The sequence below is a fragment of the Streptomyces sp. AK08-02 genome (assembly GCF_033795085.1).
Lineage (GTDB): Bacteria > Actinomycetota > Actinomycetes > Streptomycetales > Streptomycetaceae > Streptomyces > Streptomyces echiniscabiei.
On record NZ_JARAZV010000026.1, the window covers coordinates 25086 to 36096 of the forward strand.

Annotated in this window: 13 protein-coding genes; 8 read left to right on the forward strand and 5 right to left on the reverse strand. The window is 68.1% G+C overall.

Going from position 1 to position 11011, the window contains the following annotated elements; translation table 11 throughout:
* Positions 1-9: 9 nt before the first annotated feature.
* Together PV734_RS40515 and PV734_RS40520 are read right to left on the reverse strand one after the other, a co-directional pair.
* Positions 10-642 (reverse strand): FMN-binding negative transcriptional regulator, encoded by a 633-nt coding sequence (locus PV734_RS40515; protein WP_319098416.1) that lies wholly within the window; start codon positions 640-642, stop codon positions 10-12.
* A gap of 5 nt (positions 643-647) precedes the next feature.
* Complete coding sequence (locus tag PV734_RS40520; protein ID WP_319294433.1) at positions 648-1403, reverse strand: pyridoxamine 5'-phosphate oxidase family protein; 756 nt, start codon at positions 1401-1403, stop codon at positions 648-650.
* A gap of 46 nt (positions 1404-1449) precedes the next feature.
* Between PV734_RS40520 and PV734_RS40525 the strand changes: the two genes are divergently transcribed.
* Complete coding sequence (locus tag PV734_RS40525) at positions 1450-2781, forward strand: aminotransferase class I/II-fold pyridoxal phosphate-dependent enzyme (RefSeq protein ID WP_319294435.1); 1332 nt, start codon at positions 1450-1452, stop codon at positions 2779-2781.
* Positions 2782-2827: 46 nt separating this feature from the next.
* Here the strand turns inward: PV734_RS40525 and PV734_RS40530 are convergent, their stop codons facing one another.
* Positions 2828-3820 (reverse strand): DMT family transporter, encoded by a 993-nt coding sequence (locus PV734_RS40530; RefSeq protein WP_319294437.1) that lies wholly within the window; start codon positions 3818-3820, stop codon positions 2828-2830.
* Positions 3821-3894: 74 nt separating this feature from the next.
* Here PV734_RS40530 and PV734_RS40535 point away from each other — a divergent pair, with 74 nt between their 5' ends.
* Positions 3895-4806 carry a LysR family transcriptional regulator gene (locus PV734_RS40535; protein WP_319294439.1) on the forward strand — a complete coding sequence of 304 codons (912 nt, stop codon included), beginning with the start codon at positions 3895-3897 and terminating at the stop codon, positions 4804-4806.
* Positions 4807-4927: 121 nt separating this feature from the next.
* Here the strand turns inward: PV734_RS40535 and PV734_RS40540 are convergent, their stop codons facing one another.
* The gene (locus PV734_RS40540) at positions 4928-5395 is read right to left on the reverse strand and encodes a pyridoxamine 5'-phosphate oxidase family protein (protein ID WP_319294441.1); all 468 of its coding nucleotides are present in this window, start codon (positions 5393-5395) and stop codon (positions 4928-4930) included.
* Positions 5396-5535: 140 nt separating this feature from the next.
* Here PV734_RS40540 and PV734_RS40545 point away from each other — a divergent pair, with 140 nt between their 5' ends.
* Positions 5536-6186, forward strand: coding sequence for a cysteine hydrolase (locus PV734_RS40545; protein WP_319294443.1), 651 nt, complete (start codon positions 5536-5538; stop codon positions 6184-6186).
* A gap of 3 nt (positions 6187-6189) precedes the next feature.
* Here the strand turns inward: PV734_RS40545 and PV734_RS40550 are convergent, their stop codons facing one another.
* A complete protein-coding gene (locus PV734_RS40550; RefSeq protein ID WP_319098423.1) occupies positions 6190-6627 on the reverse strand; it encodes a Rieske (2Fe-2S) protein in 438 nt (145 codons plus the stop codon).
* Positions 6628-6860: 233 nt separating this feature from the next.
* On the opposite strand from PV734_RS40550, the gene PV734_RS40555 reads away from it, so the two are divergent.
* The 5 genes from PV734_RS40555 to PV734_RS40575 all read left to right on the forward strand — a co-directional run bounded on the left by PV734_RS40555 (position 6861) and on the right by PV734_RS40575 (position 11009).
* Positions 6861-7361, forward strand: coding sequence for a tautomerase family protein (locus PV734_RS40555; RefSeq protein ID WP_319294445.1), 501 nt, complete (start codon positions 6861-6863; stop codon positions 7359-7361).
* A gap of 203 nt (positions 7362-7564) precedes the next feature.
* Positions 7565-7690 carry a hypothetical protein gene (locus PV734_RS40560; protein ID WP_319098477.1) on the forward strand — a complete coding sequence of 42 codons (126 nt, stop codon included), beginning with the start codon at positions 7565-7567 and terminating at the stop codon, positions 7688-7690.
* A 535-nt stretch (positions 7691-8225) separates the two neighbouring features.
* Positions 8226-8552 (forward strand): hypothetical protein, encoded by a 327-nt coding sequence (locus tag PV734_RS40565; protein WP_319098425.1) that lies wholly within the window; start codon positions 8226-8228, stop codon positions 8550-8552.
* On the forward strand, positions 8545-10047 hold the full coding sequence (locus tag PV734_RS40570) for a pyridoxal phosphate-dependent decarboxylase family protein (RefSeq protein WP_319098426.1): 1503 nt from the start codon (positions 8545-8547) through the stop codon (positions 10045-10047). Before PV734_RS40565 ends, PV734_RS40570 begins: the two co-directional genes overlap by 8 nt.
* Before the next feature lie 44 nt (positions 10048-10091).
* Positions 10092-11009 (forward strand): phytanoyl-CoA dioxygenase family protein, encoded by a 918-nt coding sequence (locus PV734_RS40575; protein WP_319294447.1) that lies wholly within the window; start codon positions 10092-10094, stop codon positions 11007-11009.
* Positions 11010-11011: the final 2 nt, after the last annotated feature.

An 11011-nucleotide genomic window follows, 5' to 3' on the forward strand; every position in this document is an offset into this window, starting at 1 on the left:
CCCGCTTCGCTACAGACCCCGCCTGCGCCGCTGAACCCTCAGCGCGTCCGCGTCCCCAGGGCCGCCCCGCGCCGCGAGCCCGGCGGCGATACGGTCCTGGACCTCCGTCGGCTTCTTCTCGGCGTACTTGAACTTCGCCTGTACGTCCGTCACTTCGAGCCTGATGCCACGGATACCGGCGAGCATCCGTCCGAACGGGTCCTCGCTCGCCGCCACTCGCGCCGAGCCGCCTTCCGGCTGGAAGTGACCCACCTGGCGGTTGAGCAGCGCGGCCTTCTCCGCCGGGTGGTCCACGATGTGGGCGGTGCAGTGGAGTTGGACCGCCGTGTAGAAGCTCGTCGGCGTCCCGTGCTCGGACGGACCGTCCGGCGCGGCCTGCCACGGGCCGGGGACGAAGGCGTAGTCGTCGACCACGCTGAGTACGACGTCCGGGTTCCTCTCCAGCGCGGGCCAGAGAGGATTCGGGCGGGCCAGATGGGTGACGGCCTCGGCGCGCTCGGCGTCGTACGCGAAGTGCAACGGCTGGACGTACGGCGCCTCGCCCGGAAGGCCGTTGACGCAGAGCTGGCCGAAGTCGTGTGCCGACAGCCACTGTTGCCATTCCGCGTCGTCGCGCGGCGCGTCCCAGGGGTGGATCAGCATCCGGATCAGAGGGTGGTGAGGTAGGCCGGGAGCTGGGTGCCGGGCGCCAACTCCGCGTCGTCGACCGGGGTTTCGTAGCCCTTGCGCAGTGGGACCACGCCGGCCCAGTGGGGGAGTGCGAGGTCCTCGGGCTCGTCGTTCACCCCGCCCGTGCGCACCTTCGCGGAGACCTCGTCGAGGTCGAGGCGGATCACGGCGGTGGCGGCCAGTTCCTTGGCGTTGGCGGGCCGCGAGTCCGCGGAGCGTCCCGCCACGACGTGGTCGACCAGGGCGTCCAGAGCCATGCGCTTCTCGTCGGGGTCCGTCACCTGGTGGGCGATGCCATGGACCACCACCGAGCGGAAGTTGATCGAGTGGTGGAAGGCGGACCGGGCCAGGATCAGGGCGTCCACATGCGTGACCGTCAGACACACCGGCAGGCCCGGGTCGGCCTGGCCCGTCATCCGCAACGGGCGCGAGCCCGTCGAGCCGTGCACGTAGAGGCGCTCGCCGACCCGCCCGTACAGCGTCGGCAGGACGACGGGTGCGCCGTCCCGGACGAACCCGAGGTGGCAGACGTACCCCTCGTCGAGGATCGCGTGCACCGACTCCTTGTCGTACGAGGCCCGGCCGGGAGAGCGGGTGGGGACCGTGCGGTCGGTCGGGGCGTAGGTGTCGGCGGTGGGTTGCGGGGAGGACTCGGCAGCTCCCCGCGGTGCCGCTGTCTGTGTGGCGTCCCGCGCGCCCTGAGTGTCCCGTGCGTCCTGTGTGGTCCCCGGCATCGTCGTCTCCTTGCGGGCTTGATTGCACTAGTGCATAATATGTGTTGTGCTAGGAGAATATCCGATCAAAGGTCGAGGCGCAGCAGAGATTTCCGCGAGCGTCGAACACGCGGTGGGTGCCGGCGAGCTGGAACCCGGGCAACTGCTGCCGCCCATGCGGGAGTTGGCGGAGCGGCTCGGAGTGAATCCGAACACCGTCGCCGCCGCCTATCGGACCCTGCGTGACCGCGGGGTCATCGAGACCCATGGGCGACGCGGCAGTCGGGTGCGCTCCAAGCCGGCCACCACCGGGCGCGAGTACATCCGGGTGGAGGTGCCGGCCGGGGTGCGGGACGTGGCGCACGGCAACCCCGATCCCGTGTTGCTGCCGTCTCTGGCGGCGGCCTTCGCGGCGGCGGGAGAGCAGGGTGACCTGGCGCCGGTGCTCTACGGGGACGCCATCGTCGAGCCGGAGCTGGCCCGCATCGCCCGCGCCGACCTCGACACCGACGGTGTGCCGGACGGGCCCCTCGCTGTCACCTCCAGCGCGCTGGACGGCATCGAACGCGTCCTCGCCGTACATCTCAAACCCGGTGACACGGTGGCCGTCGAGGATCCCGGGTGGGGCGGGCTGCTGGACCTCGTGCCGGCACTCGGGCTGCGCATGGTCCCGGTCGGCGTCGACGACGAGGGTCCGATCACCGAGGACGTACGACAGGCGCTGGCGGCCGGGGTGCGGGCGCTGATCGTCACCGACCGGGCGCAGAACCCGACCGGGGCCGCGCTGAGCGCCACGCGCGCGCGTGCCCTGCGTTCCGTGCTCCGGGAGCATCCGGAGACACTGCTCATCGAGGACGACCACGGCTACCGGATCGTCGACCAGTCACTTCACCCGCTGGCCGGGGTCACCCGGCACTGGGCGTTCGTCCGCTCGGTGGCCAAGGCCTACGGCCCTGATCTGCGCCTCGCTGTGCTCACCGGGGACCCCGTCACCGTGGACCGGGTCCTGGGGCGCCAGCGGCTCGGGCCGGGCTGGGTGAGCCGGCTGCTGCAACGGGCCGTCGTGCGGCTGTGGGTCGATGGCGCGCTGGACGCGCGCGCGGTCGCCTCGGCCTACGGGCGGCGCCGGGACGCGCTGGTCGACGCGCTGGCGCGGCGCGGGGTCAGGGCCCACGGGCGCAGTGGGCTCAACGTGTGGATTCCCGTGCCGGACGAGACCGGTGCGGTCGCCCGGCTGCTGCACGCCGGCTGGGCCGTCGCCCCCGGCGCGCGTTTCCGGATGAACGCCCCTTCCGGTATCCGGGTGACCGTCGCGACACTGACCCCGCAGGAGACGGGCCCGCTGGCGGACGCCATCGCCGCCGCTGTGAGACCGACGCAGGCGCGGACCTACGTCTGACGCGGATCCGGTCGGTGTTTGGCTCGGGGTTGAGCTCGGCGCGGACTCATGACGGAGGTTCGGTCCGACGGCGGCGGCCGGGCGTGGCCTGGGTGAGTGCCGCTCCGGCCAGGACCACCACCGCGCCCACCGGTGTCGACCAGGACAGGCTCTCGCCGAGCAGGGTGACGCCCGCGACCGTGGCGATGACCGGGATGAAGTACGTGACCGTCTGGGCGGTCGTCGGGCCCGTCTCGGCGACCAGGCCGTACTGGAGCAGCATCGCGAACCCTGTGCCCAGCGCGCCGAGGGCGACGATCGCGAGCAGCGGCCCGACCGGGAGATGGTCGGGTATCTCGGTGAACAGCGGTGTCACCAGGGCCAGTTGCAGGGTGGCCAACAGCAGCTGGGCGCCGCTGAGCGACAGATGGGAGTGACTCGACCCAGCCAGCGTACGACGGACGTAGATCCAGCCGACCGGATAGCTGAGCGACGCCAGGAGTGCCAGCGCCGTGCCCGTCGCGTCCAGGCCGTGGAAACCCTGCCAGGCGCCCAGAACGGTCAGTACGCCCAGGAAACCCAGGCCGAGACCGGCCACCCGCACCCGTGTGGGCCGGTCCTCCGAGAGTGCGACCAGGGACAGGGCCATGCCCCACAGGGGCGAGGTCGCGTTGCAGATACCGGCCAGGGTGGACGGGATCGTCAGCTCCGCGTACGCGAACAGCGAGAACGGCAGCGCGTTCAGCAGGAACGCGGCCACCGCGAGATGCCCCCACGTGCGGGCGCCGCGCGGCAGCCGCTCCCGCTTCACCGCCAGCGCAGCCGCCAGGACCGCCGTACCGAACAGCAGCCGGCCGAAGGTGACCTGGAACGGCGCGAACGCCTGGGTACCGACCTTGATCAACAGGAAGCTGAAGCCCCAGATCAGGGACAGCACGCCGAAACGCACGCGCCAGTCGAGGGTGGAGCGGTGGCCGCGGTCGGCGGCTGAGGCGGGGGTGGGCGTGGGGTCGGGCGGAAGTGCCGGTGTGGTGGGCTTCGGGGTGGTGAGGCGGCTCATACAGGCCAGGATCCCGGAGTCGATCTCGTAGCACAAGCGAGCATGCGTTCGCCTTATCTCGTAGAATCACTTACATGTTGAACCTGGAGCGCCTGCGTACCCTCGACGCCCTCGCCCGGCACGGCTCGGTCAGCGGGGCGGCCGACGGGCTGCATGTGACGACCTCGGCCGTCTCGCAGCAGATGTCCAAGCTGGAGCGGGAAGTGGGGCAGCAGCTCCTCGCGAAGAACGGGCGGGGCGTGCGCCTCACCGACGCCGGACGGCTGCTCGCGGACCATGCCGCGCGCATCCTGTCCCAGGTCGAGCTGGCCCAGTCGGATCTGGAGGCACAGCGTGGGCAGGTGGTGGGTGAGCTGCGGGTCTCGGCGTTCCCGACCGCCGCGCGCGGACTGTTCCCGGCTGCTCTCGCGGCCCTGCGCGCGGAGCACCCCGGGCTGCGGCTGCGCTCGTGCGAGCTGGAACCGGAGGCCGGGGTCGCCGGGGTGGTGCGCGGGGACCTCGACCTGTCGGTCGTGCTCGACTGGTACAACAAGCCGATGCCGCTGCCCGACGGCCTGGTGAAGGCACCGATCCTCGACGACCCGGCGGACGTGGCGATGCCGGTGGGCCATCCGCTCGCCGGCCGCGCCGAGGTGGACCTGGAGGAGTTCGCCGAGGACGAGTGGATCACGTGGGGCGAGGGCGAGTTCTGCCACGAGTGGCTGATGTTCACGCTGCGGTCCAAGGGCGTCGAGCCGTGCGTCGGGCACCGGGCGGCGGAGACACATACGCAGCTGGCGCTGGTCGCGGCGGGGCTCGGGGTGTGCATCGCGCCGTTGCTGGGCCGCCATCCCGTGCCGGCGGGAGTCGTCACCGTCCCGCTGCGGCAGCGTGTGCGTCGGCATGTGTATGTGGTGTGGCGTGCGGATGCGGATCGACGGCCGTCGATCCGGGCGGCGGTGGAGGCGTTGCGGGTGGTGGGGCGGGCGGTGGAGTCCGCGTCGTAGCGGGGGCTTGCCCCCGCCGCCCTTGTCTGGCCCGTTCCTGGGGGCGGCGCCCCCAGACCCCCTGTCGGCCCTGAACGGGCCTTGTCCTCAAGCGCCGGACGGGCTGGAAATGCGGTTCCCGTTACTGCGGGGGCAGTTTGCTGAAGTCCCAGGAGATCGTCTTCTCCGGGGTCAGGCGTATCCACGCGTGCCTGCCGTCGTGGGGCATCTCGTCCAGACGGAAGTTCTTGCGGGCGAACAGCGTCTCCGGGACGTCCAGTTCGGCGCGCAGTTCCCCGGTGCGCGGCGACTCGCCGACGAACTCGACGATGCCGGACAGCTCGACGCCGCGCAGTTCGTCGTACTCCTCGCCCGTGTCGACGACGATCGCGACCTTCGGGTTCCGGGTCAGGTCGGTCCAGCGCTTGCTGCGGACCACCGAGTACAGCCACATCGAGACGCCGTCCCAGGCGAACCACAGCGTGCTCACATGCGGTGCGCCGTCGGCCGACACGGTGGCGACCCGGCAGGTGCGCTGGGTCGTCAGGAACTCGTCCAGCTCGCCCGGCGTCATCATGATCTTCCGGCCTCGGCGCTGAGCCACGGTCATGTGATCCCCCTCTTGCTCTTGTTGCTCTTGTTGTCTCGCGTCGTCCTGCGTCAGAAGAGTAGATCGGGCCGTCTTCCGCCCGCACGCGGTGGGCGTTAGTCTCCCCCGGCCGTCCATACGGTCCGCGACCAGGGAGCGCCATGCCGTCGTACGAACAGCTCAGCGAACTCCTCGACCCCGCGACCACGGTCCTGCTCACCGTCGAGTGCCAGCAGGGCGTCGTCGGTCCGGACAGCGCCCTGCCCGAACTCGCCGGGGAGGCGCGGTCGTCGGGGGCGCTCGGCCAGGTCGCCAGACTGGTCGAGGCCGCCCACGAGACCGGGATCCAGGTCATCCACGCCATCGCCGAACGGCGTCCGGACGGCCGGGGCGCCAACCACAACGCCCGACTGTTCCGCGCCGCCGAACGGCTTCCCGTCCAGCAGCTCTCGGGTACCACCGCGGTACGCGTCGCGCCGCCGATCGAGGTCGCCGACGAGGACTTCGTCGTACGGCGGCTGCACGGCCTGTCGCCGATCCAGGGCACCGACGTCGACGCCCTGCTGCGCAACCTGGGCTGCCGCACGCTCATCGTGACCGGCGTCTCGGCCAACGTCGCGATCCCCAACGCCGTGTTCGACGCCGTGAACCGTGGCTACACCGTCGTCGTGCCCAGGGACGCCATCGCGGGGGTGCCCTCCGACTACACCCCCGCGATGATCCGCAACACCCTCGCGCTGGTCGCCACGGTCGCGACCACCGACGAGGTGCTGGCCTGTCTCGAGCGGCCTCGCCCCGACGGGCGAGAGTGAAGGTCAGGCGAGTGTGATGGAGTCCCCGGACACGGTGATCGTCTCGGCGGCCAGAGCCTCGGTCGCCGGGCCCTTCTTCACGCTGCCGTCCGCGACCGAGAACTCGCTGTTGTGGCACGGGCAGGTGATGACGCCGTTGGTGATGCCCGTCACCGCACAGCCCGCGTGCGTGCACTTCGACGAGAACGCCTTGTAGGTGCCCGCCGTCGGCTGTGTGACCACCACACCCTGGTCCTTGAAGATCTTGCCGCCGCCCTCCGGGATGTCGGAGGTCTTGGCGAGGGCGGTGCCGGCGGCGGCGCCCTGCTCTGTGGCGGAGTCCGACGAGTCGTCGTCCGAGCCGCACGCGGTCAGCGCGACGGCGAGCCCCGCCGCACCGGCCGCCGCCATGACCGTACGACGACCCGGTCCCGATACGGGCTGAAGCGAGGCGCTGCTCATGCTGACGTTCCTTCCGGAGGCGTTTGCTGATCCGTACGAAGATACGAACCCTGCGCGCGCGCCGTTCAGGCGGCCCGGGCATCAAGGCCGTGAACGCCCCGATACGTTCGTCGCCGACGCCTGCCGCCGGACCATCGGCTTGCTCGGTCGGGACAGGGCCGGAACGCCGCGCACGACCGGGGGCAGGCCCCGGGCCCGGTGCCCCCACGGGTCGGACGCCCCATCCCGTTACGATGCCATCGCCCGACCGGCGGACCGTACTCACCTGCGCCGGTGCGTGCGCCGGACAAGGAGATTCCGTCACGTCGATCATCAGGCTCACCGTCCCGTCAGGCTCCCTGGGTGAGAAGGGCCGCGAGACTGTGCAGCGCGACCTGGCCGACGTCCTGCTGCGCTCGGAGGGTGCGCCGGACACGCCGTTCTTCCGAGCCCAGTTGTGGAGTTACCTCGTCGAACTGCCCGTAGGAGCGCAGACCACCGCCGAGGACGACGCGCCCCGCTTCCTCGTCGACGCGACGGTCCCTCGGGGCGCGCTCTCGGAGGAGGGCAAGGCGAGCCTGGTGCGGGACGCCACGACAGTCGTGCTCTCGGCCGCGGGGCTCACCGAGGCCGACGCGTCACGGGTGTGGGTGCTGGTGCACGAACAGCCCGACGGGACCTGGGGCGCGGGCGGGTCCGTCATCCGCTACGCCGACCTCGTGGCCATCGCCCGAGGACAGCACGCCGAGGACTGAGCGGGCTGCTCCGCCGTCACCCTTGGTTACTGTGCTCCCTTCACGCCGGAGGTCGGCAGTCGCCCGCAACGCAGGTCGGGAAGCCCCGGATTCTCCCCAGGGTCGTTGACGGACCGTTCTCGCCGGGGCGCCTCTCCGGCAGTGTCGGCACTGCCGGCAGTGCTCGCGGAATTCACGGTCGAAGAGACGGGTGGCCTGGGAAAATGCTGAAAAGAGGTCACCGCGACCCCTCCATCACGCCTCTGCGTGAGGGCGGGTCGCTGCCGGGGCTCGTCGAGGGTGACGATCTCGGGACGTACGTCGTGAAGTCGTCCACCTGGTGGCGCTGACCTGCGCAGATGAGTCTTTCAGAGCGTTTCTCGCCCCGCGAACCGATCGGCGACCTCCAGCCGCAATCGTTCCCGATGGGTCCGCTCCTCGGGTGTGTACCCACCCGCTGCCGCATGCCTCACGATCCAGCAATGGCGTGAGGATAGTGACCCGTCGCCATCCATGGCGACTGGGAGTTCAATCTGGGCACGGATACGGCGTTTAAACATTGAGAGCGTCTTTGCTGGGCTGTGTATTGATATGCGGCATCGTTTGCCACCTCCCTCCGCGGTGGCGTTTGTCGGATTTCAACAACGTTGCCCCATTTTAAATGATGAACGCTTGACATCGCCCGCCAAGGCGGTCAGGATGGAGATCGGATTTCAGCGATCAGTCACGGGGGAGTGATTCGCGCTTGAATTTCTTCCTGCATTTGAGTCGGCCATTCTTTGGCGAATTTCTCAATGCAGTTGACGTAATCCGTTAGGTTCGACATCGGATGGACTCTTTCCTTTGGGTGGCCCTGGTGGCCTATGGCAAGGAAGATGGAAAATCATGGTGATCGTTATCGAGACGTGGCGTCTTAGGCCTGAGTTCGGGGGCCGAGCTTTGGAACTCATGCAGGAAATGGATGACATCGTGGGCCCGGCGGCCCATGTGAATCCAGGATGGTGTGAGCATGGCCGTTTCTTTCAGTTGCAGGATAACGTCTCCGAAATATGGATGAAGTACACGTGGAGGAGTCGGCCCGAGCATGAGAAATTTATCGCCGAGGAAGAGTTAATCCTCGGAGAATTCTATTCAAAATACTGCGTCGGGCCGCGTAGGATAACCTATCTGACGGAACTTCCGGTCGACGTCGACGCCTCAACACATGAATGATCCGACAGAGGGTGACAGTCATGCGGGCGACTGGGATCCGAGAATATTCGAGCAGAACGGCCGTGAAGTCCTCAAGGTGATTCGCGATCACTTCGAGTTGATTCACGAGACTCCCGTCACGAAACCTCGCGGCGCGGCAGAGATAACGGCTCTCTTGGATGCCGATCTCCCGGAGTCGGGCACGGATTTCTCTACCATTCTCGCCGATACGCGTGAGAAGGTGATCCCTAATCTGGTCCTCTGGAATCATCCTTCATTCTTCGGATACTTTCCGACCTCCGCGAGCTACTCAGGAGTTCTGGCCGAGACGCTGACCGCCGCGTTGAATGTCAATGCGATGCTGTGGAAGACCAGCCCTGCGGCATCCGCACTCGAACGTGTGGTGCTCCGCTGGATCGCCCAGCTGACCGGGTATCCCGAGGCCGCTGACGGCGTCCTGGTGAACGGCGCCTCCCTGGCCACCCTCTACGCCTTGACAGCGGCGCGTGACGCGGCGCTCGACTTCGACGTGCGAGCCACGGGCATCGCGGGCACAGGGGCAGCAGTGCAGCGCGTTTATGCTTCCGATCAGGCTCACAGTTCAGTGGACAAGGCAGCGATCACCCTGGGCATCGGTCTGGACAACGTGGTGAAAGTGCCGTCGGACGCCAGGTACCGGATGCGGCCGGATCTCCTGGAGGAGGCGATCCGATCCGACATCGCCGCCGGACTTAAACCGGTCGCCGTCGTCGCAACGGTGGGGACGACCTCGGTCGCGTCCGCCGATCCGCTCGAAGCTGTGGCCGCGGTCTGCTCCCGGTACGGTGTCTGGCTGCATGTCGACGCGGCCTACGGAGGCTTCTACGCCCTGGCGCCTTCGCTCCGCGGAAGACTGGAAGATCTGTCGGTCGGTGACTCCCTGGTGGTCAACCCGCAGAAAACACTGTTCGTGCCGTTGGAGGCGACGGCTCTGTACTGCCGGCGCGTCGGTGCGCTGGCCAACACCTTCCGTCTGGTGCCGGAGTACCTGACCTCCGAGCCCGATCATGACACTGTCGACTACATGGACTTCTCGCCACAGTTGGGGCGCAGCTTCCGTGCCCTCAAAGTGTGGTGGGTCATCAGATCCTTCGGCCGCTCGGGCCTCGCGGCCCGGCTCGACCACGCCGTTCAGCTCGCGGAATGGCTGCGGAAAGCCGCGGACGAGCATCCCGACTGGACGTGCGTCAGCAGCTCGGTATACCCACTGGTGTGTCTCCGCTACGAGCCCGCAGGGCTGCTCTCGGACGGCACGGACGACCGGACGCGGAGGGCGGAGCTCGACGCGCTGAACGCCAGGATCACCGATGCGGTCAATGCCGACGGCAGAGTGTACGTATCGCATTCGGTGATCGAATCGGGATACATCATCCGTGTGTCCATCGGGAATATCCACACCACACGTGTCGATGTGGAACAGCTCTGGGATGTGATCAGGGAAGTGGCCGAGCGCCAGTCGCCGCCTTCCCGTACCTAAGCCCACGGTTGCCCCGGAAGCCGCTGAAAAGTAAAGGGGGATGTGTGTCGGTACCAGCGCAGTCATATTCTCTGAGCGATTCCGAACGTGAGCTGCTGCCGTCCGATGACGAGGTCGCCTTCTATGTCGAACACGGCTGGTATCTCTCACGACAGCTGCTTGGTGACGACGAGGTGGAGTCGCTTGCCGAAGCGAGTGAGCGCTTCTATGCCGGCCACCGCGATCGTGTCCTGCCGTCCCGGCCGCCGCGGCTGTCGTACTGGAAGCCGGAAGCCGGGGACGTGCAGCGGCACAACGACTACATCCACTACGAGAGCGCCGCTGTCGCCGCCGTACTGAGAAAGCCCCTCCTGGGCGCGGTCGCGGCGAGGCTCGCCGGTGCCGTGGAGATCCGGGTGTTTCAGTCCACGCTCATCCTGAAGCCTCCTGGTGCCGCCGACCCCGACAATGTGGTGCCCTGGCACTACGACCGCGACTACTGGGCGACGTCGACGTCGGAACGGATGCTGACCGCGTTCGTCCCGTTCCACGACTGCGATGAGTCCATGGGCACGATATCCATGATCGACGGAAGTCACGTCTGGCGGGATGCGGGGGTCGAGAACATCACCTCGCTGCATTTCGCTGATCGCCGCAAGGACCTCGACGCCGTACTCCGCAGGACCGCGGAATTCAACGGTGCCGAAGTGCGCGAAGTTCCGGTCGTCATACCGAAGGGCCATGTGAGTTTCCATCACTGTCGCACCTATCACGGGAGCGGGCCCAATAGGTCGTCCGCGCCCAGGCGGGCAGTCTCTCTTCATCTGCAGGACGGGGAGAACGCCTACCGTGAATTCATCCTGCCTGATGGAAGCAGAGCTTCATACAATCACGACGCACTGGTGCGAAGAACGGCTGGGGGTGTCCCGGACTATGCAGACCCGGAATATTGCCCGGTGATATGGCGTCAAAACGACCAGTGAGG